Source organism: Marinilactibacillus sp. Marseille-P9653 (assembly GCF_916618885.1).
Taxonomy (GTDB): Bacteria; Bacillota; Bacilli; order Lactobacillales; family Carnobacteriaceae_A; genus Marinilactibacillus.
In genome coordinates, this window is the sequence record NZ_CAKAKH010000001.1 from 397,633 (window position 1) to 422,327 (window position 24,695).

Consider the following 24,695-nt stretch of genomic DNA (forward strand, 5'->3'; position numbering starts at 1 on the left):
TAAAACGAAAAGTCAAAGATTGAGGAGATTGAAATGATTAAAGGTCTTGTTTTGGATCTGGACGGTGTGATCACGGACACAGCTGAATACCACTATCTAGCTTGGAAATCGCTAGCAGAAAAAATTGGAATTGAAATTGACCGAAAGTTTAACGAGCAGTTAAAAGGCATCAGCCGTATGGAGTCACTAGAATTAATTTTAAAACATGGAGAAAAGGAAAAAGACTATACAGAAGAAGAAAAGCAGGAGCTGGCAACGAGAAAAAACGAAGAATACAAAAGTTCTATTGAGAACATCACGCCAGCAGATCTTTGTCCAGGAATGGAACAACTCCTACTGGATGCAAGGAAGATGGATATTAAGTTATCGGTAGCTTCGGCTAGCAAAAATGCACCAACGATTCTTGAACACTTACAGGTGAAAGATCAGTTCGTTGGGATTGTTGATCCTGCTAGCTTGAAACAAGGAAAACCTTCTCCAGAAATTTTCCATAAGGGTGCTGATTTGCTAGGACTGACACCTGCTGAATGTATTGGTATTGAAGATGCAGAAGCGGGAATCGAAGCAATCAATCGTGCAGGGATGTTTTCTGTAGGCGTTGGCTCAAAAGAGTCAATGAAAGCAGCTGATTATTTTGTTGAACAGACAGATGAACTTGATTTAAAGACTTTAGTTGAAAAAGCGGAAGCTCATTAAAACAATCATGAAGGAAGTGAAGATGTGAAGTGGTGGCAGAATGCAGTAGTCTATCAAATTTACCCTAGAAGCTTTCAAGATTCAAATGGAGATGGCATAGGTGACATCAGAGGCATCATTCAACGTTTAGACTACCTAGAGGAGCTAGGTATCGATGCAATATGGTTGAGCCCGGTCTATCAGTCTCCAAATGATGACAATGGCTATGATATCAGTGACTATCAGGCAATTCATCCAGAGTTCGGAACGATGGATGATATGGACGAATTGATTGAAGAAGCAAAAAAGAGGTCTATTCGTATCGTAATGGATTTAGTGGTTAATCATACAAGTGATGAACACGAATGGTTCAAAGATGCTAAGAGTGGCGTAAATGCTAAATATAGAGACTATTACATCTGGAGAGATCCTATTGATGGTAAGGAGCCCAACGATTTAAAATCCACTTTTAGTGGATCAGCGTGGACCTTTGATGAGAATAGTCAGCAATATTATCTACATTTATTCAGTAAAAAACAACCAGACTTAAATTGGGAAAACCCCAAAATGCGTCAGGATATCTACAAAATGATGAATTTCTGGCTCGAGAAAGGTATTGGCGGTTTCCGAATGGATGTCATTGATCTAATTGGGAAAGTACCAGATGAAAAAATTACAGATAAGGGTCCGAGGTTACATGAGTTCTTACAAGAAATGAATCGCGAGACATTTGGTCAGTACGACGTCATGACAGTCGGTGAGACTTGGAGCGCTACGCCTGAAAACGCAGAACTATTTTCTGGTGCGGATCGGGATGAACTATCTATGGTTTTCCAGTTTGAACATATAACTTTAGATCAAGAACCTGAAAGTAAGTGGGCACTTAAAGAGTTGGACTTAGTAGAGCTGAAAACAGTATTATCAAAATGGCAGACAGCGTTAAGTGATTTGGCTTGGAACAGTCTGTTCTGGAATAATCATGACACACCTAGAGTCGTTTCAAGATGGGGAAATGATCAAGAATACCGTGTGGAAAGCGCAAAATGTTTTGCAGTTCTACTGCATTTGATGAAAGGGACGCCTTACATTTATCAAGGCGAAGAGATTGGAATGACGAATCGTCTGGTAAAAGATATCTCAGAAGTCAAAGATATTGAAAGTATCAATATGTACAAAGAGGAACTTGAAAACGGGAAACAGTCAGAAGAGCTTTTAAACGCCATTAACCATAAAGGCCGAGACAATGCTCGAACACCTATGCAATGGAATGACGAAATGAATGCTGGCTTTTCAAAAGGAACACCGTGGATTGCAGTCAATTCAAACCACAATCAAATCAATGTTGAGCAAGCACTAGCGGATCAAGAATCAACTTTTTACACATACAAAGAGTTGATTCAATATAGAAAAGAAAATGAGACTATTGTTTTAGGAGCGTATAACTTATTACTTCCAAATCATCAACAAGTATTTGCTTATGAAAGAACGCATAAAGGCAATAAAATCATCGTTGTCGCGAATCTCTCAAAAGAATCCGTATCGATTGAATTGCCAGAGACTTCGGAAAAAGCCAGTATACGATTTAGTAATTATAATAGAAAACAAGTTGACTCAACTGAATGGACGTTAAAACCGTATGAGTGTTTTGTGATAGAAAATGTCACCCAGTAACAGTTATCTAAATAGAAACCATTTAGATCTAATTCAGATCTAGATGGTTTTTTTGTCTGAAATATGAAGTATATGTTTAAATGAATATCTGAAATAAGATGAATAATAATAGTTATTTATACATCATAAATAGATGGATAAGTGATTAGGGAGAATGGAAAAACCCCTTACTTTACGTTTTGTATAGGTATACATAGAAAAGTATATAGATATAAGTTATTCAGAATCATATGAATATTTAAAAATTTGAATATACATTTTAAATGTATATTATTATGATAAATCATATTCAAATACACTTTTATATTTATTTTGTTGCATAATTATTTATATAATGATATGATTCTTTTCAACACCCCTTATAAATAGGAGGTTGGATTATACGAAAAGTATACAAATACATTGATCTTAGTATCAGGGGAGACAAACAGATGAAGAAATCGTTTAAAGCATTTATAGCCTTTTTTATTTTGGCAGTAACACTTCTAGTCCCGACACAGTCGGTTTACGCGGAAGATGGTTCAATAGACCGTGTACAAGAGAAGGGGCAACTTGTTATTGGTACAAGTGGAGATTTTCCGCCGTTTGAATTCTATGCAGAAGTTGATGGTGAACAGCAACTCGTTGGTATGGATATGTCGATCGCTCGAAAAATTGCGGACGATATGGGTGTCGAACTTGTCATCAGAGATATGGAATTCGATAGTCTGATTCCTGCTCTTGAAGCCAATAATATTGACATGATCGTAGCAGGAATGACACCTACGGCAGAACGTCGGCAAAGTGTAAACTTCTCTGATATCTATTACCAGACATTCCAGAACATCATGGTTCAAGCGGAAGATGAAGGGATTTATGATTCCGTAGAATCTTTAAGAGGTCAAAAAGTCGGCGTTCAGACTGCTTCATTGCAAGAGCAGTTGGCAGAACAAATTCCAGATGTAGAATTAATGCAGCTAGGAAATATTAATGACTTGATTTTAGCTCTACAGACAAATCGTATTGAAGCCATCGTGATGCAAGGACCGAATGCAGTAGCTCACGCTGAAAATGACAGCACGCTTTATACATTCGAAGGAGACTTTGAATTAGATGAAGAAGACCAAGGTTCAGCGATTGCTATGCGTAAAGGCGAAGACTCGCTGGCGGCAGCCGTTAATGAAAGTTTGGGAGAAATCTTAGATCAAAATCTGATTGAGGAATATCTTGGAACAGCTGGAGAATATATGGCTGGTACATCGGAAGAAGACGTATCTGACAACTTTCTAGGCACTTATTGGTCATATTTCGCTGATGGGATGTATGTCACGATCCTCATTTCAGTGATTAGTGTGTTAGTAGGGATGGTGCTTGGTTTCTTCTTATCTCTCATGAGACTGACGAAAAATTTTGTGATTCGCTTTCTCGCATCTTCATATGTAGAATTTGTCAGAGGAACACCGCTATTGATTCAAGTTATGTTTATCTATTTTGGTGCAGGTGTGTTCTTTGATCTTCCAGCACTAACAGCAGGGATTATTGCTGTTTCACTAAACAGTGGGGCATATATCTGTGAGATTATCCGTGGTGGGTTGAACTCGGTCGACTCAGGTCAATCTGAAGCGGCTCGTAGTTTAGGAATGAGTAAAAACCAAACAATGCGGTATATCTTATTCCCGCAAGCATTAAAGAACATCTGGCCAGCGCTTGGGAATGAATTTATTACAATCATCAAGGAATCTTCAATCGTATCGGTTATCGGTGTTAGCGAACTGATTTTCCAAACGAGAATCGTTCGTTCCGCGTCTTTCCGAGGAATCTTGCCATTATTCATAACGATGCTGATTTATTTCTTCCTGACATTTACGTTAACGAAAATCTTGAACCACTTTGAAGGGAGAATGAATCATGATTAGTGTGAAACATTTAAAAAAATCGTTTGGAAAAAATGAAGTATTAAAAGATATCAATGAAGAAATTAACCAAGGGGAAGTCGTTGTTGTTATCGGTCCTTCTGGTTCCGGGAAGTCAACATTCTTGCGTTGCTTGAATCTATTGGAAGAACCTACTGATGGGGAAATAGTATTTGAAGGCACACCGTTGACTGGACTAAAAGAGCAGGATCTGAATCAATTGCGTCAAAAAATGGGTATGGTTTTCCAACAATTCAATTTATTCCCGCATATGACTGTACAGAAAAATCTAATGATTTCACCGGTACAAAGTAAAGGGATAGATCAATCTAAGGCAGAGGAAAAAGCTGGTCAATTACTCAAACAAGTAGGGCTAGGCGACAAGTTAGATGCGTATCCATCTAGTTTGTCTGGTGGGCAGAAGCAGCGTGTGGCAATTGCACGTGCTTTAGCAATGGATCCAGACGTCATGCTATTTGATGAACCAACTTCGGCTCTAGATCCTGAGATGGTTGGAGAAGTTTTAAACGTTATGAACCAATTGGCTACATCTGGGATGACCATGGTGGTTGTAACGCATGAAATGGGATTTGCGAGAGAAGTAGCCGATCGCGTACTATTCATGGATGACGGCTATATTGTTGAACAAGGCACACCGGACGAAATATTCCAAAATCCTCAACATCCAAGAACAAAAGATTTCTTAGCGAAAATTCTTTAAAAGCTAGTTCTTAACTAGAACGAAGGGCACCAAAAACACTCCAGAAACTTTAACTGATAAAGTTTCTGGAGTGTTTTTTAGTGTTTCCAGCGTCATAGCTTAAATCAATCCATGACGCTCTAAAGCAATGGCGATACCGTCAGAATTATTTGATGTAGTCACTTCATCTGCAACAGCTAACAATTGTTCACTAGCATTTTCCATTGCAATACCGTAACGGACAGCCGCAAACATCTCAACATCATTATGACCATCACCAAAGGCCATCGTGTGGGCTTTATCTTCATTCATGTAATGCAGTACATATTCTATAGCAGTTTGTTTATGAATATTTTTAACGCCAACTTCGCCACTTTCTTTACCAAAAGCAGAAACAGTTGTCGGAATAACCTGGAAATCTTTACTGTAACGGTCATAGATTTTTTGGAAAGGAATCGTCTGATTTACAAAACTTAATTTATTAATGTGATCATAGTCAATCTGACTCTCGTCTTCAATCAATAAATCTGTGAACCATGTGATTGCTTTAAGTGCTTCCGGACCTTTGTCAGGGTTGTCTCTTAACGTCATTTCGTTGAGTAAGTTTTTCAAATTTGTACTCGCGAATAGACCATCGTTAGATTCTAGATAATACTCTACTTTATGTTCTTTTAAATAGGAAACTAAATCGAGTAATCCGTCTTTTTCGAGAACTTTATGAAATACGACTTTACCATCGACTTCGCAGTATCCTCCGCCCGCTCCAATAATACCATCAATCGGTAAAGATAAAACTTCGTCGGTTAACTCTGCTTTCGATCTACCTGTGCAGATAAAAAAGCGGTGGCCATTTACATGTGCTTTTTGAATTGCTTCTTTGGTGCGTGTAGAAACGGTCCCATCTGAAGTGCAAAGTGTCCCATCTACATCTAGAAATATGAATTGCTTTTCCATACGTTCACCTCTTCGTCATATGCTTCATTTAAGTATTGAACAGAAAATGTTTTTCGAATCCGTAGATACTTACTACATAATCGTAAGCTATTCTCGATAAGAGTTCAACTGAATCAAAATTTTTATGTAAGATAAACGTTTTTGAATCTATAAAAATTATAAAAAGTCGTGTTCAATTCCAACACAATGATTGAATGGAGCATCGTCCGGTAACTCCCATAAACCTCATGGTGTCAAGGGGGAAACGAATCGTTGCCCCCTGAATAGCAGATAGTTCTTTCTTCTAAATAGTAGAGAGATATAATGAAATTTAAAGGGGGAGTATAAATGAAAACCATTTTATTAGCATCAATCTGGGCTATGGGTTGGAATACGATTTCGATGAATGAGACGGTAGAAGCCAGCGAAGTTTTTTCATATGATATGAATGTCGGAGGAGAACAGTCTGCATATATCGAAACAGAATCAGGTATTGATTTATTGGTGACGATAGTTGAAATCGATGAACCCGTTCAAAATCAATCTTTTAATAGGGTTAGTTCATCGTTAGAACTAGAAAACAAGACCTACTTAGTAAAAGGTTCGTTGCCGCTGTATTGGGATGCAAGCTATAAGATTACAGTAAACAACCGACTCATTACTAGAGCATTTGAATCTAAAGTTACGCCATTATCTGGAAAAATATCGCAAAGAAAACTGATCAGAGAAAGTTCCAATAAAAGAGCACGTTTGGAATTTAAAGTCAGTCCTTTAATCGGTTCGGATAAAAGTGGAAAGTTGGTTTCAACGATCAATGGGAGTCAACTCATTATCTCCAAATAAAAAAACTACCTATACACAGAGTTCGGAAGACAGTAGTATACAAGCAGTTCATTTATTTTGGACGTTGTCATTTAGAGATGTTTTCATCTTCACTTGGTTCATCAGTCTGAATATTTTCAAGGTCTTCATCTAGAAGAATCACTTCGTAATTGGTAAACCAGCCGAACTTAGCGCCAAAATAGCCATAAGTTTCCAGTGAAACTAATAAGAGAGAAGCAATAATAGCTAAAGCATAATAAACGCGCTTTTTATTGTATAAATAAGCCAACAACATAATTGGAAAGGATAATAGAAGTGTCGATGGATGGATGACTATAGGAAATAAAGAAATCAAACTCATCATCATAAAATGACTATCTAATGATTTTAAGCGAATGTTCAAACGATCTTTTAAAGACGGACTAGAAAGAGTACTTTCTTTCTCGACAGGTTCGGTTATGTAGGTTTCCTCAGCTATAGTATTCAAAGGCAGAGCTTGTTCTAAGACAACACCAGTAGAAATCGGTTCTAAATTAGGCTCTAAATCGACTGAATCACTTAGTAAATTATCTATCGAAATATTGAAAAAACAACTAATTTGTTTTAATGTTTCATGATCTGGTTTACCAAGTCCACGTTCCCACTTGGAAATGGCTTGCCGCGTGACATAAAGTTCATTTGCAAGCGCCGTTTGTGAATAGCCTTTATCCAGACGTAACTGTTTGAGTCTTTCTGGAAATTCCATCATAATCACCTCCTTATTTACTGATTATTTTACTATATAGATTAATGCAAGGAAAGGCTTTGTTCTGTTCTTTTCAGTTTATATTGAACAAATATGACTTTTTGTTTTATTTGACGATTCACTTCAAAATCAAGAGACTGGGTCACTCCTTGATAAAGTAAAATAGTTGTCACAGTAAGTCGAATTAGTGAAAATGGTTTTTAAAACTTAACCAATAAAACGTTGATATATCAAGTGTTTTAAGAGGGGCAACGAAGCGTTGCTCCCCCTATTCGTTTCGTTTGTGCATAATCATAATTAGATACAATGATGACGAATGATAATAATTGAAAAAATGATCCAGAAAGGACAGACTATGTATTTAATCTTATCCGGTTTTTTGTTGCTTTTTCTAAAATTTAACTTCACGTTGTTTGACTATAGTTTAATCTATATTTGTACAAATTTTATTGGGTACCTTTTCTTACGCTTGGGTATTGAAAACAGTGAAGAAGCGGATGAATTATACATGAAAGATTCACTTTGGTTTTACCTTACGCTGAACTTGGTTTTATTGTTTTGTCGGATCTTTGGAGTTTCAATTGACAATATCACCTTTAACTATATAGACGCTTATTTATTAGCAGCAACTTTGTTGTTTGTGCATATTTACCTGTTCGTTTACCCGCTTTACCTGTTTTCAAAGTTCATTGCGTATTTAGAACTAGAGTCCAAATGTCTTCAGTCAAAGAAGTTACAAATGATTACAAAGATATGTGTGATGCTTGTTATATTAGCTACGCTCTGTTCTAACTTGATATCAAACTTTGAATATCTATGGATTGTAGTAATTTTACTGCAATTCACTGCATTAGTGTTATTGAAAAAATATACAGTGTCTTTTAATCGTTAATTCAATGAACATATAACTAATCAGCTGATAACAAAAGCAAGAGAAATTAACGGTCACAAAAAATAGCGGTTGTCTCGTTTGAAATAAGTATACTTTATAAAGGTAATCGTACAGAAAAAAGAGTTAAGACAACAACGTTTAAAAACTTGTTGTCTTAACTCTTTTTATATTACTTAAATAAATAAACTAGAGAGGTCGTTTGAAAAATTTGGCTACTAAAGCTAATAAGCCTTTTACACTTAAAAAGCCCAACACAAAGGGTAAAGTGAGAGAGAATATTGTAGGGAGTAGTTTTTTTGATTCTAGGCTAGTCAAGTAATCATTAAACAACAACGCCGATAAATACATATAAGCGAAACTAAAACCAACACCTAACAGAAAAATAATACAGTGTAAAGAAATGAACGAGAACTTGAACGGGTATTTTCAAGTTTTCAAGTTTTTCATCCGGATTATTCATGCTACCTGCAATTTCAGTGTGGCGCGTTCCGTTTTTACTGTTGTTTAAATTATTACCAACGTTCACCCTCGAGTACATGGAACTACTAATATTATTGTCTCGATCATGTTTGTTTTGCCTATCTCGATCACTCATACTGTCCAGCTCCTTTGTCATTATTATACTTTGAAAAGCTCTATTTGTGCTAAAAATTAGGTTCGAAATCCTATCTTTGAGTTTTTAAATCTACTTGTGAAAATAAAATGCTAATTTTAATTTGATTAAAAAACGAACATTTTATTGTTTTTATCGATTAAAGTTCGATTAATGCTTTTTAAAAAAAGGGATTATTGCTAGAATATAGAAGAATGGTTTATAAAAAGTGTAAATATCAATCTGTAGGAGGCGCATCATGTCTGTAGAAGTAGCTGTTATTATGGGAAGTAAATCAGACTGGGAAACCATGAAATATACTTGTGAAATACTGGATGAACTGGAAATAGGATACAGCAAGACCGTCGTGTCCGCCCATCGTACTCCTGATTTAATGTTTGAGTTCGCGGAGTCAGCAAGAAGTAAAGGAATCAAAGTGATTATCGCTGGCGCAGGTGGGGCTGCGCATCTTCCAGGGATGGTTGCGGCTAAGACGACTCTACCAGTAATTGGTGTTCCGGTGCAGTCTCGTACATTGAATGGACTGGATTCTTTGCTTTCTATTGTACAAATGCCAGGAGGTGTTCCTGTAGCAACAGTAGCGATTGGGAAAGCTGGAGCAACCAACGCTGGCTTGCTTGCAGCCCAGATACTAGGAATAACGAATCTTAAAATAGCTGATAGAATAGAATCACGTAGAGAACGGTTAAAACAAACTGTAATAGAAAGTAGTGAAGCGCTTGTCTAATTTGATCAAACCTCATAGTACGATAGGTATTATTGGTGGAGGACAACTAGGGCGTATGATGGCTTTTTCTGCGAAAGAAAGAGGTTATCAAGTAGGCGTTTTAGATCCTACTCCAAATTGCCCGACTGCTCAAGTAGCGGACTGGCATATTGAAGCAGATTACGATGATGCTGAAGCTTTATTAAGTCTGGCAAAACAATGTGACGTACTGACTTATGAATTCGAAAACGTTGATGCTAGTACGATTGAACGCGTTATGGATCAAGTTCATGTACCTCAAGGCACAGATTTATTATTGATTACACAAAATCGATTAAAAGAAAAAGAGTTTTTAAAAAAATCGGGCATTCCAGTTGCATCCTATGCTAGAATTGATTCTATAGAAGATTTAAAGAATCAAAGTGAGACGATAGGCTATCCTTCAGTTCTGAAAACGATCCAGGGAGGATATGATGGCAAAGGTCAGTTTGTACTGAAGAAATCTTCGGATATTGAATCAGCCGCAACTTTGCTTGAACAAGGGACCTGTATTCTTGAGAAGTGGGTATCTTTTCAAATGGAAGTCTCCGTGATGGTAACAAGAAATGAAAGAGGCACGATTGCTGTATTCCCTGTTTCTGAAAATATCCACCAAAATAATATTTTACTAAAAAGTATTGTACCGGCTAGAATATCTAAAGATTTACAGAAAGAAGTTAAGCAGATTGCTGAAACGATTGCGGATCAATTAAATTTGGTAGGCGTACTTGGCATTGAGCTCTTTGTAACAGAGCAGGGAGAACTTTACGCAAACGAACTGGCACCTAGACCGCATAATTCTGGTCATTATTCAATCGAAGCTTGTACAGACTCGCAATTTGATATGCATATAAGAGCAATATGTGGGTACAGCCTTCCGGAAGTTGAGCTATTGAAACCAGCAGTGATGGTTAATATTCTAGGCGAACATCTAGAGCGTGCACATGAGTTGAATGAACAGCAGCCTAGCTGGCATGTCCATGACTATGGGAAATCAGAGGCAAAAGTCGGGCGCAAGATGGGCCATATCACCATACTTACCGATGACGTGAATCAGACTTTAAACGAAGTTGAAGATACTGGAATATGGAAATTCTAAACTTATAGAGTGAAAAATGAGGAGTAATCATATGATCGAACGTTATACGAGACCGGAAATGAAACAACTATGGTCAGAAGAAAATCGCTATAATACTTGGCTTGAGGTAGAAATCTTAGCAGATGAAGCTTGGGCAGAACTTGGTGAAATCCCTAAAGAAGATGTAAAGAAAATCCGCGAGAACGCTTCTTTTGATATTGAACGCATTTTAGAAATTGAAAAAGAAACGAGACATGATGTTGTAGCTTTCACCCGTGCAGTGTCAGAATCCCTTGGTGAAGAGAAAAAATGGGTTCACTACGGTTTGACTAGTACGGATGTCGTTGATACAGCTTACGGATACCAGTTAAAACAAGTCAATGATATCTTACGTAAAGACCTACAGACACTTCTTGAAGTTATTGGAGAAAAAGCGAAAGAGCACAAGCATACTGTAACAATGGGTAGAACGCATGGGGTTCATGCAGAGCCGACAACATTTGGATTGAAGTTGGCGCTTTGGTATTCAGAAATGAAACGTCACATTGAACGCTTTGAACATGCTGCTGAAGGTGTAGAAGCAGGGAAAATTAGTGGAGCCGTTGGAACATTTGCGAATATCCCGACATTCGTCGAAAAATATGTCTGCGAAAAATTAGGAACGCGTCCACAAGAAATCTCAACACAAGTCCTCCCGCGTGACTTGCATGCAGAGTATGTTAGTTCCATCGCTTTGATTGCGACAAGTGTAGAGAAGTTCGCAACTGAAATTAGAGGGCTTCAAAAATCTGAAACAAGAGAAGTAGAAGAAGGTTTTGCTAAAGGACAAAAAGGCTCTTCAGCAATGCCACATAAACGGAACCCGATTGGGTCTGAAAATATGGCCGGTCTTGCGCGTGTTATTCGTGGGCACATGGTCACTGCTTACGAAAATGTCACGCTTTGGCACGAACGAGATATTTCTCATTCTTCAGCGGAACGGATTATTTTACCTGACAGTACAACATTGCTGAATTACATGTTGAACCGTTTCTCAAACATTGTCCGTAATCTAACTGTTTTCCCGGAAAATATGAAACGCAATATGGATGCAACACTAGGCTTAATCTATAGTCAACGTGTACTACTTAAACTGATCGATAAAGGCTTAAGTCGTGAAGCAGCATATGACTTGGTTCAGCCACTAACAGCAATTGCGTGGGATGAGCAGAAAGCGTTCAGAACTTTAGTGGAACAAGATGAAACGGTCATGTCTCATCTATTTGGTGAAGAAGTAGAAGAAGCATTTGATTACAATTACCATTTAAAAAATGTAGATGAAATATTTGAAAGAGTCGGTTTAGGATAATAAGATAAGCCTTTTGTGTGGACAATTTTCTATACAGAGGGCTTTTTACATAAGAAGGATAGATATCGTTTCGAGTTTTTGGACAGTCCAAGTACTATAGTATCCAAGAAATAATTTGTGTAGATTTATAGAGTTGATGAAAAGGAAATCTAACGAGTTTACAATCTAGAATTGTAGAGGAATCAGTCACCTGAGTTGAGTCAGACGAAAACCAATGCTAAACTGGTTTCATTAAGGATAGAGCGGAGAATGATTGATGAAATTGATTATGTTTAGCGTAAGAGAAGATGAAGAGCCAGCTGTAAAGGCTTGGGAAAAGCGTAACGGCGTAGAAGTCACAATGGTAACAGATCCTTTGACGCTCGAAACAGTAGAGCTAGTAGACGGGTATGCAGGTGTTTGCCTGCAGCAGAGGATTGATCTAACAGAAGAAGCAATCTACCAAAAATTAGCATCTTTCGGGATTCAACAAATTGCTTTACGTACTGCGGGCTACGATATTATAGATTTAAACCTAGCAAAAAAATACCACTTAAAGATTACTAATGTTCCAGCGTATTCTCCAACATCAGTAGCGGAACTAGTGGTTATGCAGGCATTGAGACTGATTCGAAATAATCCAATTGTCGAAGATCAGATGAATAAGGGAGACTTTCGTTGGGGCGGAATGATTGCGAAAGAAATCAATACCTTAACTGTCGGGATTATCGGCGCAGGAAAAATTGGCGGGACAGCTGCTCGGTTATTCAATGCATTAGGCGCGGATGTTATAGCTTATGATCCAATTATTAGAGAAGTGCTTAAAGAAATCCTTACTTATGAAAAAGATCAGCAATCTGTTTTAGAAAAATCGGATATTGTTAGCTTGCACGTACCATTAGATGAGTCAACGACTCAGCTAATTGATGCAGAAGCACTGACACAAATGAAATCAGATGCGTATTTGATTAATGCCGCTCGAGGTCCAATAGTCGATATCAAAGCCTTAATAGAAGCTTTGAAAGAGAAAAAGATTGCGGGAGCAGCTTTAGATACCTTGCCGAACGAGCAACACTTCTTTAATTTCGATTTCAAAAATCAATCCTTACCAGATCAAGATCTTGAAACGTTGATGAAAATGAACAATGTATTGATCACACCTCATATTGGGTTTTACACAACAGTTGCTGTTCAAAATATGGTCGATATCTCATTAGGAAGTGCTCTAGATATTTTGCAAACAGAAACAAGCGAGAACGAAGTATACTAATCTGTTCAGAGAGGCTTTAAAAGAAAAGTCTCTCTAGATAAGTTCAAGTAAAAGGTGAAAAATTTGGTGTATAAAGGGAAATATAGAATTCTGAAATAAATTTAAAAAAACGCTTGCAAGAATTTTGAAGCCGTGTTATAGTTACATCAACAATTAAATACAGCAGTCATTCAATAAAATGGATTGTTACCAGACTTAATTGTATGGGCAAAACCTAAATTGATCTGAAAGCTACTCTTTAGCGAATTTTCGCTGTATAGTAGGTTTGGGATGAGTTTAGGTTTTTTTTAATAAATCCTAAATGGAGGTGTCATAAGAGTGAAATGAAAATTGAGAAAGTATTGAACAATAATGTAGTGCTCGCATTTAACGAGTCAAACCAAGAAATGGTCGTAATGGGAAGAGGCATTGCTTTTCAAAAGCATACCGGAGACGAAATCGAGATAGATAAAATCGAGAAAACGTTTATTCCAGAAGGCCAAGACGTCATGGAGCATTTACTCTCATTGTACAGAGATATTGACCCAGATATCCTTGAGATTGCGACAAATGTGATTAAATATGCTCAAGGTATATTACACGCTAGACTCAGCAATCATATTTATCTAACCTTACCAGATCACTTGAGCTATGCGATTAGCAGAGCAAAAGATGGACTAGACATTAAAAATCCATTGACCTGGGAAATCAAGCGATTTTACAAAGTGGAACACGAAATCGGGCTGAAAGCTTTAGAACTTGTTGAAAAAAACCTATCGATCCAGTTACCAGAGTCAGAAGCGGCAGCAGTTGCATTGCACATTGTAAATGCAAGACAAGATGAACAAGATTTACAAGTAACCATTCGAATGACAGAGATGGTCCAAGATATATTGAATATTGTTAGCTATTATTATGGGAAAACATTCAACGAAGAATCTTTTCAATATACTCGGTTCATTACTCATCTTCTGTATTTTGCAAGACGGTTACTGCAACAGGAAAGAAAAGAATCAGGGGACACCTTTTTATACGATCAGGTGAAAAGTAAATACGAAAAAGCCTTCAACTGTACGGAGCGGATAAATGAATATCTGCTGAAGACACAAGGAGCGGCGTTGACTACAGATGAGCAGTTATATCTAGCGATTCATATTCAACGTGTCACAACTGAAGATTAATCTATCACAGATGGATTGTTACTGATTCGGGAGACCGAATGCAGGCAAAACCTAAGTTGATAGTCAGACATACATTCTCCTTAAGGGGAAATTGTATTCTCGACTATTAAGTTAGGTTTTTTTATTACTCAAATTCAAAAAATAAGAAAACAAGAAAGAAGGAAAATGTAATGGCTTACGAAGAATTAGCAAAAGAAATCCTAGACAACGTCGGGGGCAAAGAAAACGTCAATAGCTTAACGCATTGTATTACAAGACTACGTTTTAAATTGAAAGACGAAGGTAAAGCAAACACAGATCATATTAAAAATATGGATGGTGTTGTAACAGTTATGAAGAGTGGTGGACAATACCAAGTTGTTATTGGTAACCACGTACCAGATGTTTATGCACAAGTTGTACAAGAGGGTAACTTAGGAAACGCTTCGGACACAGATGAAGATACAGGACCTAAAGGTAATCCATTAGATCAATTTATCGATTTAGTATCAGGTATTTTCCAACCCGTACTGGGTGTACTAGCAGCTACAGGGATGATCAAAGGATTCAATGCATTATTCCTAGCAATTGGTGTATTAGAAGAAACTTCTGGAACATACCAGATTTTAAACGCGATTGGCGATGCATTATTTTATTTCTTCCCGATTTTCCTAGCGTATACAGCGTCTAAGAAATTCAAAGTAGCACCGTTCATTGCTATGGCAATAGGTGGAGCGTTAGTTTATCCAAGTATCGCAGGAATTACTGGTGGCGAAATCATGTATACATTATTTGCTGGTACATTATTCGAATCTCCAGTGTATCTAGACTTCTTGAAAATTCCAGTTATTCTTCCACAAGGTGGATATGGTTCTACCGTTATTCCAATTATTTTAGCTGTATTCTTTGCTTCTAAAATTGAGAAATTGATGAAAAAAATTGTTCCAGATGTAGTTAAACTGTTCGTCGTACCGTTCCTTACATTGCTTATTGTTGTACCTGTAACCTTTATCGTTATTGGACCTGTTGCGAATATCGCTGCAAATATGATTGGCGCAGGAACGTTAGCAGTTTACAACTTTAGCCCAATTATCGCGGGTCTATTGATTGGTGGATTCTGGCAAATCCTTGTGATCTTCGGATTACACTGGGGACTTGTTCCAGTTGCAATTAACAACTTGTCAGTTTACGGATTTGATCCAATCTTAGCCCTATCATTTATCGCTTCGTTTGCACAAACAGGCGCAATCATTGGTGTATTCTTAAGAACGAAAGAAACAAAAGTTAAAACATTGGCAGTGCCAGCAATCATCTCAGGATTCTTTGGTGTAACAGAGCCAGCAATATATGGTATCTCTTTACCACTTAGAAAACCATTCATCATCAGTTGTATTGGTGGAGCACTAGGTGGAGCGGCATTAGCTCTTTTCGAAACTAGAAGTTATATTATCGGTGGACTAGGCGTATTTGGGTATACAAACTTCTTAGATCCAGCACAATCAGGTGTTCAAAACTTATTCATCATTATCGGAATTTCTGCAGCTGGTCTTGTATTCGGAGCTGTTGTAACGTATCTAGTTGGATTCGGCACATTATTTGGTGATGCTGAAGTGGCAACTGATCAAGGAATTGAAACAAAATCTGCATCAACAACTGAAGGCGCAATTGTACAAGCTAATGGTGAGTCATATGTAGAAAAAGAAGTGATCGAAAGTCCTCTAACAGGAACCGTATTACCACTAAGTGAAGTCAAAGACGAAGCATTCTCTTCAGGCGCAATGGGTAAAGGACTAGCGATTGAACCAATAGAAGGCAAAGTGGTTTCACCAGTAAAAGGTGAAGTTACAGCATTATTCCCTACAGGTCACGCAATTGGAATCACAAGTGACGAAGGGGTAGAATTACTGATTCACATCGGTATGGATACTGTTCAACTAGACGGCGAAGGCTTTACTGCTCACGTTAAAGCTGGAGATCGTGTCGAAGTTGGTCAAACATTGATTGAATTTGATATCGATTTAATCAAAAAAGCTGGTTACCCAGTAACAACTCCAGTATTAATTACAAACGCAGATCACTATCTAGATCTTTTAACAACAGATAAAACAGGTGTAGCAACGAATGACTATCTTATGACAGTCGTTATATAAAAAAGTAACAAGAATTGTAAAAATGCAGGTAGCGAACAAACGCTACCTGCATCATAATTGAAAGGTGGAGTTATTTTGTCAGTCAAAGGATTTAAGAAAGACTTTTTATGGGGTGGCGCAACAGCTGCTAATCAGTACGAAGGTGCTTATAATGAAGGCGGAAAAGGATTATCAACCGCTGATATGGTTAAATTTGTTCCTAAAGAAGAGCGCGTAGGTGGACACTCTTTAGATGTAACGAAAGAAGAGATTCAAGCAATTTTAGATGGTCGATCTAATGCTACATTCCCTAAACGTTTTGGTACAGATTTCTATCACAGATACGCAGAAGATATCGCCTTGCTAGCTGAAATGGGCTTCAAAGTATTCCGTCTATCGATCAACTGGGCTAGAATCTTCCCGAATGGCGACGACACTGAACCGAACGAAGAAGGCCTAGCGTTTTACGATAAAGTATTTGATGAATGTCAAAAGCATGGTATCGAGCCTTTAGTCACACTATCTCATTATGAAACGCCACTTAATTTGACATTGAAATATAATGGCTGGACAGATAGAAAAGTAGTAGACTTCTTCTTGAATTATGCAGAAGCAGTGTTCAAACGTTATAAAGACAAGGTTACTTATTGGTTGACATTCAACGAAATCAATATTGTAACGATGAGCCCTTATACAGGCGCGGGTGTTTTAACAGAAGGTGCTGAAAACCCAATGCAACTAAGCTACCAAGCAGCTCATCATCAATTTGTAGCGAGTGCCTTAACAACTAAACTAGCTCGCGAGATTAATCCAGAATTTCAAGTTGGATGTATGTTAGCTCGTTCAACATTCTATCCGGAAACAAATAATCCAGAAGACGTGCTATTAGCACAGAACGAAAATCAAATGAACTTATTCTTCACAGATGTACATGCTCGTGGAGAATATCCAAGTTACATGGAGCGTTACTTTGAAGAAAATAATATCCATATCCAAAAAGAACGTGGAGACGATGAAATCTTAAAAGCTTATACAGTAGACTTTATTTCGTTTAGTTATTACATGTCACTATCCGTTAGTTCTAAAGAAAGTGACGATAGTGTTGGTGGAAACTTGTTTGGTGGAGTGAAGAATAACTATCTAGAAACTTCTGACTGGGGATGGCAGATTGATCCAATCGGATTACGTTATACTCTGAATGATATGTATTCACGTTACCAAAAACCTCTATTTATTGTAGAAAACGGCTTAGGTGCTTACGACGAAGTAGAAGAAGATGGTAGTATCCATGATGATTACCGTATCGACTATTTGAGAAAACACATCGAACAGATGAGAGAAGCTGTTAAAGATGGCATAGACTTAATGGGTTACACAGCTTGGGGATGTATTGATCTTGTGAGTGCCTCAACAAGTGAAATGGCTAAACGTTACGGATTTGTCTATGTTGATCAAGACGATCATGGTAACGGAACTTTAGACCGTTCTAGAAAAGATTCGTTTTTCTGGTATAAGAAAGTCATTGAATCAAATGGTGAAGACTTAGCATAATGATAAAAGCAGCGGAAGAATCTTAATGATTCCTTCGCTTTTTTTGTATAGGATATCTAACACTTATGCTTGACTTGAAGTCGACTTTAAGTGGTAAAATAACCTTATCTTAAAGAAAAAGGAGCAAAACATCATGCAAACCGTTAAATTTGGGAACACAGGAATGGACGTTACGCCCATCTGTTTAGGCGCAATGAGTTTTGGAGATCCAGAAAAATGGACACATGACTGGGTGCTGAAAGAAGATGAAAGTCGTAGCATCATCAAGCATGCACTTGACCAAGGAATCAATTTTTTCGATACAGCTAATATTTATTCAAAAGGTGAAAGTGAAAGAATTTTAGGTCGGGCACTGAAAGATTTTGCTGATAGAGAAAAAATCGTTGTTGCCTCTAAAGTTTATTTCGACATTCATGAAGGTCCTAACGCGAAGGGGTTATCAAGAAAAGCAATTCTACATGAGATCGACCAAACATTAGGTCGACTAGGTATGGATTATATCGACTTATATATTATCCACCGCTGGGACTACAATACGCCAATTGAAGAGACGATGGAAGCCTTGCATGATGTCGTTAAATCTGGAAAAGTACGGTATATTGGGGCTTCTGCAATGTATGCTTGGCAATTCCAAAAAGCACAGTACATTGCGGAGAAAAATGGCTGGACTAAATTTGTTTCGATGCAAAATCATTATAATTTAATCTATAGAGAAGATGAACGCGATATGATCCCATTTTGTGAAGACCAAAATATTGCGTTAACACCCTATAGTCCATTAGCTTCAGGAAGACTTGCTCGTGACTGGTCTGTACAAACAGAGCGTTCTAAAACGGACCAAGTTCAAAAATCCAAATACGGATCAACAGAAAAGCAAGATAAAGAAGTGGTTGATCAATTAGCAGAAATGGCCGAGAAAAAAGGCGTGCCGCGTGCACAACTAGCACTTGCTTGGTTACTGCACAAACCACAAGTTGTTTCTCCCATCATCGGTGCCACAAAAGAAAAGTATATTGACGATGCAGTAGCGGCTCTTGATATTTCACTAACGAAAGACGAAATGGATAAACTAGAAGCTTTATATGTGCCCCACAATGTTGTTGGTGCCCTACCAGATCCGAATAAATAAGCCGTTAATACGCTAGAAAAAAGGGGGCAACCAATCGTTTCTCCCTTTTTTTAGTGTAGATGTGTATACTGAAATAAAACGAAGACAGTAACGCTTTTAGAAACCAAAGGAGTTTTGAAAATGTTAGTGGTTCGAGCAGTTAGTTTACTGATGGGGTCATTCAATGCAAGTGATCATTCAATAAGAAACGATTTTGAGCATCGCATACTGCTTTATCAATTCGACGAAATACTTGATCCCAATGTATTAAAACAAATGGTTTATAAAGAGAATACCGAAGAACCATACCAGGTCGAATCAGGGGAAATGGTTTACTGGAAAGTCGTTAGAATAGTAGATGTCTTCGAAATGGTAGATAAAGTCACTTTCGAACAGGGCGCTGAAGTATATAGTCGGTTTTTTATCGAAGAAGGTTTGACGTCAGAAAAAATTATATCCAAGTATTTTTCTGATTTTGATTGGGAGAAAACTAATTAAACGAGTATTAGCATTCTGTTGGTTGTCTAGATGAACTTTAAGTAAATAGGAGGACCGAGTGTGGACAATGAATTTAGAGGAATAATAGATCCCGGAGAATCGGTAGATGAGAACAATACGCCAATGCTTCTGGCTCAATACCGTGACCGACTAAATATTGTAGAAGTAAAAGAAGATCCTTTAGAAGTGATTAAAAAACTAGTGGATTTGGAAGACTACGCTCTTGAAAATATAGTAAAAGCTCAACTGGAAATTTTGGAATACAATACAAAACAGTCACCGGCGTATTTAGGCGGAAAAATAGATCTACAACTTTATAAAGTTGTGAACAACGAGAAGAGTCAGCTATACTATGATGAAATCCATGCATTTGGAGAAGGCATGTTTCAACCTTATTTTGATGACGTAACCATAGTTTTAGCGGTAGAAAAAACGGTTGGAGTCATAGAATCAGATAGTCGATTGTTTGACTATGACTATGCTTTTTTAAGAGGCGTGACAGCCAAAGAACTGGTAGAAGCATCACCCGAATTAACTCGCTTCTTGGCACTAGTTGAAATTTTTGAAACACCGGTTAAAGATAGAAGAGAAATCGATTGGTTGTTCAACGAGATTAGGAAAATAGAGTGAATCGTTCACATTCACTTCACTTAAAGTTAACTTTAAGTGATATACTGATTTTAGGAAGTGAGGAGAATTGGATGAATATTTCAAAAGTAGCGGAAGAAATGAATATCGCACCATCAACTATTCGGTATTATGAAAGAATCGATTTGATTCCACCTATCACTAGAAATAAAGCTGGCGTTCGAGTGTTTAGTGAGCAAGACTTGAAGTGGATCGATTTTATTAAATGCATGCGAACAGTTGGTTTACCACTTGAAATATTAAAAGAATATACAAGTTTGGTTAGACAGGGCGCAGATGAAGCTCTAGAAAAAAGAAGAGAAATATTGATGGAAGAACGAAAAATACTATTGAAGAAACAAGAAGAAATGGCTCAAGTCTTACAAAAATTAGACACGAAAATTAATGACTATGAAGGTCGGTTGGCGAGTAAAGAAACGGCAATGAAAAACTTGAGTTATTAAAAAGAAAGCTGAGATTTTAGTATAAAATTTATATGATACACAATGTATGAATAACATCTAAAAACAAAAACTGAAAGGGGGTGAACCTTATTTGATTGAAATGATTTTATCCAACCAAACATATATGCAATTGGCTTTCGTTGCTTGTCTGATCCTAGCCTTGCTTACGTTACCCTTGAGGGAAATCGTAACGATTGGTTTTTTTGATATCAGCGATTTGTTTGTTAGTCTAATGATTGCTGTATTCATCGGTTACATGATCAACGAAAGCATGCCTGGTAATGCCTTTATTTCAATTGGGCTATTTATACTTATACTTGTGACTGTTGTGACTGGAATTGTTTTACTTAATATCTTCGTGATTATTCCCTTTCGAAGCCGTTCAGAAAATTCGAGTGCCACATCTATTCGTCAACTCGAAGGCAAAGAAGGGACTGTGTCGGTTTCCATAACGGCTGACGGCGTCGGAGAAGTGCTAGTATATACTGGTTTTACAAAAATCAATAGAATGGCTAAAATTTACGAAAACAGTAGCAAATCGGTAACCTTTATCGAGCAAGGAACAAATGTCTTAGTCATGGACATCAAAGATTCTATTTTGTACGTCTTACCGTACACGAATGCAATCCAAGCAACAAATGAGCAACAACCAACATGGAACTCAAATACAAAAAACAGAAAACGAAAGTAGGGATTTATTCATGGACGCAACTCTTTTTGGAATCATCGGCATCGTTGCCATCTCACTGATCGTTATCGTTTTACTGATTAGCCGTTACCGTATTGCTTCACCGGATATTGCGCTGATCATCAGTGGAACGGCACTTGGAAACAAAAATGTCTACACAGATCCAAACACAAATAACAAGATGAAGATTGTCAGTGGTGGCGGTTCATTCGTACTACCCGTTATACAATCTGCTAGAACCTTATCTCTGTTATCATCTAAATTAAAAGTGAGTACACCTGACGTTTACACCAAAGAAGGGGTACCCGTTACCGCAGACGGAACCGTTATTATCAAAGTTGGTTCAACAACTGAAGATATCGCTACTGCTGCTGAACAATATCTTGGTAAAGCGACAGAAGACTTAGAGAACGAAGCACGCGAAGTTTTAGAAGGTCATCTACGTTCGATTTTAGGTTCGTTGACGGTTGAAGAAATCTATCAAAACAGAGATCGATTCAGTCAAGATGTACAAAAAGTTGCTTCAGTGGATTTAGCTAAAATGGGTTTAACGATTGTTTCGTTTACTTTGAAAGAAGTAACAGACAAAAACGGTTATCTAGACTCACTTGGTCAAGGACGTATTGCTGAAGTTAGACGTGATGCGGATATTCAGTCAGCAAGAGCCGACAAAGAAACGCGTATTGAACGTGCCCTAGCGGAACAACAATCTAAAAAAGCTGAATTACAACGTCAAACAGAAACAGCTGAATCTGAAAAAGATAAGAGCTTACGTATTGCAGAATACAAACGACAAGAAAATGTAGCCACAGCACAAGCTGAAAGTGCCTACGAGTTAGAAAAAGCAAAATTACAAAAACAAGTCCTTATCGAACAAGGTAACGCTCAAATCATCGAGCGTGAGAAACAAATTGAATTACAAGAAAAAGAAACCATCAGAAAAGAACGTGAATACGACGCTTCTGTTCGTAAGAAAGCTGACGCTGAGCGTTATGCCATCGAAACAGAATCTGAAGCGAACAAATCAAAAGCTATCGCTGAATCTGAAGCACGTGCAAAAGAAATTGAACTGAACGGTAAAGCAAAAGCTGAAAGTATCCGTGAAATCGGTAAAGCTGAAGCTGAAAGTAAAACCGCTCTGGCTAAAGCCTTAAAAGAATACGGACAAGAAGCCATCGCTACTTTGATGATTGAAGCGTATCCTGAAATGATTCGTGCCGTATCTGAACCACTAGGTAATATCGATAAAATAACTGTCGTGGACAGTGGCAACGGGCAAGGTGCATCATCTCTAACCAATACTGCCTTGAACACATTAGCATCATCACAAGAAGCTTTCAAAGACGCTGTTGGTTTAGATCTCACTAGTTTGATTGAATCATATGCTGGAACAAAAAATGTCGGTGGACAAGTACGAGAACTGAATAACACATTAAAAGAATCAGGAAAAGATGAATCAGTTTCATCAGAAAACAGTGAGTCAGTAACAGAATAGATAACCATATAGACAATATGAGGTTATGCTGAATATAGTTGTTGAGTTCTATGAACACAAATGATCATTAAACCAAGTGAAATACAAATTTTAAATAGAAATAAAGATGACCATTCTGATTGAAATCGGAGTAGTCATCTTTTTTCACTTAAAAAATTTATATGATAAACCTATCTTTGAAGTGCTATAAATGAATTAAGCAAATACCTTAAACTAATGATCTTGTGTCAGTATCTGGATAGGTTACACTCAGTTGGACAGAAAAGATAAGGTGTGTATACTAAACACAACATACACAGGAGGAATCTATCATGTCTACTCGTCGTCCACGTCGAACTTATACAGAAGAATTTAAGAAACAAATTGTTGATTTACACAAAGCAGGAAAATCAAGAAAAGAAATCATAGAAGAATATGATCTTACAGGATCGGCTTTTGACAAATGGGTACGTCAACATAGTCAAACCGGTTCATTCAAAGAAAGAGATAACTTAACACCTGAACAGAAAGAATTGAAAGAATTAAGGAAAGCAAATACCCAGCTTAAGATGGAAAATGATATTTTAAAGCAAGCGGCGCTGATATTCGGGCGAAAGTCGAAGTAATCAAACGCAACAAACATAACTATTCTATATCAGCGATGTGCCGTGCCCTTAAGATCAGTAGAGGATCTTATTATTACGAAGTAATAAAGAAAGAAAGTGACGCGGAACTCGAACAAGCGATTATTGAAGAGTTTGCCAAAAGCAAAAACAATTATGGCACGCGTAAACTGAAGAAAAGATTGAAGAAGCGTGCGTTTATCGTATCTCGTCGGAGAATTGGACACATTATGAAAAAGTTTCATCTGGTGTCCAAGTATGATAGACCATCATACAAACCACAAAAGAGTGGAGTCAATCAAGCGAAGATTGAAAACGCATTGAACCGTGAGTTCAATCCGAAAGAGCCGATGAAAGCTATCGTCACGGACTTGACCTATGTCAAAGTTGCCAATAAGTGGTTCTATGTTTGTTTTATTTTAGACTTGTTTAACCGCGAGATCATCGGGTATTCTGCTGGTCCCAATAAGACAGCTGACTTAGTCCTGCAGGCTCTCGCTACAGTTAAGGGTGATTTACATACGGTCAACGTGTTCCATACTGACCGGGGAAAAGAATTCGACAACCATACTATTGATGAGTTACTGGATACCTTTGATATTGTGCGCTCGTTAAGTAGAAAAGGGAATCCTTACGACAATGCCGTAGCGGAGTCCACGTATAAATCATTTAAGTTTGAATTTGTCTACGACAACACATTCCATACACTCTATGAACTGCAGGTCCAACTTATGGACTACGTCCATTGGTGGAATCATTTTCGCCCACATGGATCATTGGACTACGAATCTCCTATCGATTATCGAAAAGATTGGGAACAGGAACAGTCTGAAATGGAAGTCTGCAAATCCGTTGTTCCCCAGCTGGTCGAAACTAGCCTCTCATTCAGTTAGAGAGGCAAAAGGAAAGTGAACTCAATCATCATTTACACCTTATAATTTTTGTTCAAAAAAGTGTTGACATACCAATCTAATCTTTCCGCTTGGTACGGTAACGTCATTAGGAAAGATAAATTAAGGCGTTCTAAAAAC

The 24,695-nt window shown here is 37.6% G+C and carries 22 protein-coding genes; 19 read left to right on the forward strand and 3 right to left on the reverse strand.

The window, feature by feature from the left end; genetic code table 11:
- The first annotated feature begins 33 nt into the window (after positions 1-33).
- The 4 genes from pgmB to LG377_RS01980 all read left to right on the forward strand — a co-directional run bounded on the left by pgmB (position 34) and on the right by LG377_RS01980 (position 4,959).
- Positions 34-696, forward strand: a complete 663-nt coding sequence (gene pgmB, locus LG377_RS01965; protein WP_225743046.1) for a beta-phosphoglucomutase — start codon at positions 34-36, stop codon at positions 694-696.
- 24 nt (positions 697-720) lie between these two features.
- Positions 721-2,346, forward strand: a complete 1,626-nt coding sequence (locus tag LG377_RS01970) for an alpha-glucosidase (protein WP_225743047.1) — start codon at positions 721-723, stop codon at positions 2,344-2,346.
- A 431-nt stretch (positions 2,347-2,777) separates the two neighbouring features.
- On the forward strand, positions 2,778-4,241 hold the full coding sequence (locus LG377_RS01975; protein ID WP_225743048.1) for an ABC transporter substrate-binding protein/permease: 1,464 nt from the start codon (positions 2,778-2,780) through the stop codon (positions 4,239-4,241).
- A complete protein-coding gene (locus LG377_RS01980; protein WP_225743049.1) occupies positions 4,234-4,959 on the forward strand; it encodes an amino acid ABC transporter ATP-binding protein in 726 nt (241 codons plus the stop codon). Before LG377_RS01975 ends, LG377_RS01980 begins: the two co-directional genes overlap by 8 nt.
- 99 nt (positions 4,960-5,058) lie before the next feature.
- Here LG377_RS01980 and LG377_RS01985 read toward each other — a convergent pair whose 3' ends face one another.
- On the reverse strand, positions 5,059-5,892 hold the full coding sequence (locus LG377_RS01985) for an HAD family hydrolase (RefSeq protein ID WP_225743050.1): 834 nt from the start codon (positions 5,890-5,892) through the stop codon (positions 5,059-5,061).
- A 327-nt stretch (positions 5,893-6,219) separates the two neighbouring features.
- On the opposite strand from LG377_RS01985, the gene LG377_RS01990 reads away from it, so the two are divergent.
- Complete coding sequence (locus tag LG377_RS01990) at positions 6,220-6,714, forward strand: DUF5626 family protein (RefSeq protein ID WP_225743051.1); 495 nt, start codon at positions 6,220-6,222, stop codon at positions 6,712-6,714.
- A gap of 67 nt (positions 6,715-6,781) precedes the next feature.
- Here the strand turns inward: LG377_RS01990 and LG377_RS01995 are convergent, their stop codons facing one another.
- Together LG377_RS01995 and LG377_RS02000 are read right to left on the reverse strand one after the other, a co-directional pair.
- Positions 6,782-7,441, reverse strand: a complete 660-nt coding sequence (locus tag LG377_RS01995) for a helix-turn-helix domain-containing protein (RefSeq protein ID WP_225743052.1) — start codon at positions 7,439-7,441, stop codon at positions 6,782-6,784.
- Between the two features lie 1,247 nt (positions 7,442-8,688).
- On the reverse strand, positions 8,689-8,925 hold the full coding sequence (locus tag LG377_RS02000) for a hypothetical protein (protein ID WP_225743053.1): 237 nt from the start codon (positions 8,923-8,925) through the stop codon (positions 8,689-8,691).
- Positions 8,926-9,181: 256 nt separating this feature from the next.
- Between LG377_RS02000 and purE the strand changes: the two genes are divergently transcribed.
- The 14 genes from purE (at position 9,182) to LG377_RS02070 (ending at position 24,557) form a co-directional block, all read left to right on the forward strand.
- The gene (gene purE / locus LG377_RS02005) at positions 9,182-9,670 is read left to right on the forward strand and encodes a 5-(carboxyamino)imidazole ribonucleotide mutase (RefSeq protein WP_225743054.1); all 489 of its coding nucleotides are present in this window, start codon (positions 9,182-9,184) and stop codon (positions 9,668-9,670) included.
- On the forward strand, positions 9,663-10,787 hold the full coding sequence (purK, locus tag LG377_RS02010; protein ID WP_225743055.1) for a 5-(carboxyamino)imidazole ribonucleotide synthase: 1,125 nt from the start codon (positions 9,663-9,665) through the stop codon (positions 10,785-10,787). The genes purE and purK overlap by 8 nt, the downstream gene beginning before the upstream one ends.
- Before the next feature lie 31 nt (positions 10,788-10,818).
- Positions 10,819-12,114, forward strand: a complete 1,296-nt coding sequence (gene purB, locus LG377_RS02015) for an adenylosuccinate lyase (protein WP_225743056.1) — start codon at positions 10,819-10,821, stop codon at positions 12,112-12,114.
- A 253-nt stretch (positions 12,115-12,367) separates the two neighbouring features.
- Positions 12,368-13,363, forward strand: a complete 996-nt coding sequence (locus tag LG377_RS02020; RefSeq protein WP_255612728.1) for a D-2-hydroxyacid dehydrogenase — start codon at positions 12,368-12,370, stop codon at positions 13,361-13,363.
- A gap of 323 nt (positions 13,364-13,686) precedes the next feature.
- Entirely contained in the window at positions 13,687-14,523 is an 837-nt protein-coding gene (gene licT, locus LG377_RS02025; RefSeq protein ID WP_225743058.1) for a BglG family transcription antiterminator LicT, read from the forward strand.
- A 170-nt stretch (positions 14,524-14,693) separates the two neighbouring features.
- Positions 14,694-16,652 (forward strand): beta-glucoside-specific PTS transporter subunit IIABC, encoded by a 1,959-nt coding sequence (locus tag LG377_RS02030; RefSeq protein ID WP_225743059.1) that lies wholly within the window; start codon positions 14,694-14,696, stop codon positions 16,650-16,652.
- A gap of 75 nt (positions 16,653-16,727) precedes the next feature.
- Complete coding sequence (ascB, locus tag LG377_RS02035) at positions 16,728-18,182, forward strand: 6-phospho-beta-glucosidase (protein WP_225743060.1); 1,455 nt, start codon at positions 16,728-16,730, stop codon at positions 18,180-18,182.
- 133 nt (positions 18,183-18,315) lie between these two features.
- Positions 18,316-19,311: an aldo/keto reductase gene (locus LG377_RS02040; protein ID WP_225743061.1), complete on the forward strand. Its 996-nt coding sequence runs from the start codon at positions 18,316-18,318 to the stop codon at positions 19,309-19,311.
- A gap of 120 nt (positions 19,312-19,431) precedes the next feature.
- Entirely contained in the window at positions 19,432-19,788 is a 357-nt protein-coding gene (locus LG377_RS02045) for a DUF4288 domain-containing protein (protein WP_225743062.1), read from the forward strand.
- A 60-nt stretch (positions 19,789-19,848) separates the two neighbouring features.
- Positions 19,849-20,418, forward strand: coding sequence for a hypothetical protein (locus tag LG377_RS02050; protein ID WP_225743063.1), 570 nt, complete (start codon positions 19,849-19,851; stop codon positions 20,416-20,418).
- 71 nt (positions 20,419-20,489) lie between these two features.
- On the forward strand, positions 20,490-20,879 hold the full coding sequence (locus tag LG377_RS02055; protein WP_225743064.1) for a MerR family transcriptional regulator: 390 nt from the start codon (positions 20,490-20,492) through the stop codon (positions 20,877-20,879).
- A 100-nt stretch (positions 20,880-20,979) separates the two neighbouring features.
- Positions 20,980-21,570 carry a hypothetical protein gene (locus LG377_RS02060; protein WP_225744612.1) on the forward strand — a complete coding sequence of 197 codons (591 nt, stop codon included), beginning with the start codon at positions 20,980-20,982 and terminating at the stop codon, positions 21,568-21,570.
- Between the two features lie 10 nt (positions 21,571-21,580).
- Positions 21,581-23,062, forward strand: coding sequence for a flotillin family protein (locus tag LG377_RS02065; protein ID WP_225743065.1), 1,482 nt, complete (start codon positions 21,581-21,583; stop codon positions 23,060-23,062).
- Positions 23,063-23,373: 311 nt separating this feature from the next.
- Positions 23,374-24,557 (forward strand): IS3 family transposase gene (locus tag LG377_RS02070; protein WP_225743066.1). Its coding sequence is split into 2 segments (ribosomal slippage): positions 23,374-23,659 and positions 23,659-24,557, totalling 1,185 coding nucleotides; the frame shifts between segments, so codons are not numbered across the junction.
- Positions 24,558-24,695 lie beyond the last annotated feature (138 nt).

Coding starts and splice junctions, on each gene's coding strand:
- purB (WP_225743056.1), top strand. CDS start 10,819: ATGATCGAACGTTATACGAGACCGGAAATGAAACAACTATGGTCAGAA.
- LG377_RS02000 (WP_225743053.1), bottom strand. CDS start 8,925: ATGAGTGATCGAGATAGGCAAAACAAACATGATCGAGACAATAATATT.
- licT (WP_225743058.1), top strand. CDS start 13,687: ATGAAAATTGAGAAAGTATTGAACAATAATGTAGTGCTCGCATTTAAC.
- purE (WP_225743054.1), top strand. CDS start 9,182: ATGTCTGTAGAAGTAGCTGTTATTATGGGAAGTAAATCAGACTGGGAA.
- LG377_RS02055 (WP_225743064.1), top strand. CDS start 20,490: ATGAATATTTCAAAAGTAGCGGAAGAAATGAATATCGCACCATCAACT.
- LG377_RS01990 (WP_225743051.1), top strand. CDS start 6,220: ATGAAAACCATTTTATTAGCATCAATCTGGGCTATGGGTTGGAATACG.
- LG377_RS01995 (WP_225743052.1), bottom strand. CDS start 7,441: ATGATGGAATTTCCAGAAAGACTCAAACAGTTACGTCTGGATAAAGGC.
- pgmB (WP_225743046.1), top strand. CDS start 34: ATGATTAAAGGTCTTGTTTTGGATCTGGACGGTGTGATCACGGACACA.
- LG377_RS02040 (WP_225743061.1), top strand. CDS start 18,316: ATGCAAACCGTTAAATTTGGGAACACAGGAATGGACGTTACGCCCATC.
- LG377_RS02045 (WP_225743062.1), top strand. CDS start 19,432: ATGTTAGTGGTTCGAGCAGTTAGTTTACTGATGGGGTCATTCAATGCA.
- LG377_RS01980 (WP_225743049.1), top strand. CDS start 4,234: ATGATTAGTGTGAAACATTTAAAAAAATCGTTTGGAAAAAATGAAGTA.
- LG377_RS01985 (WP_225743050.1), bottom strand. CDS start 5,892: ATGGAAAAGCAATTCATATTTCTAGATGTAGATGGGACACTTTGCACT.
- LG377_RS01975 (WP_225743048.1), top strand. CDS start 2,778: ATGAAGAAATCGTTTAAAGCATTTATAGCCTTTTTTATTTTGGCAGTA.
- LG377_RS02030 (WP_225743059.1), top strand. CDS start 14,694: ATGGCTTACGAAGAATTAGCAAAAGAAATCCTAGACAACGTCGGGGGC.
- LG377_RS02060 (WP_225744612.1), top strand. CDS start 20,980: ATGATTTTATCCAACCAAACATATATGCAATTGGCTTTCGTTGCTTGT.
- LG377_RS02065 (WP_225743065.1), top strand. CDS start 21,581: ATGGACGCAACTCTTTTTGGAATCATCGGCATCGTTGCCATCTCACTG.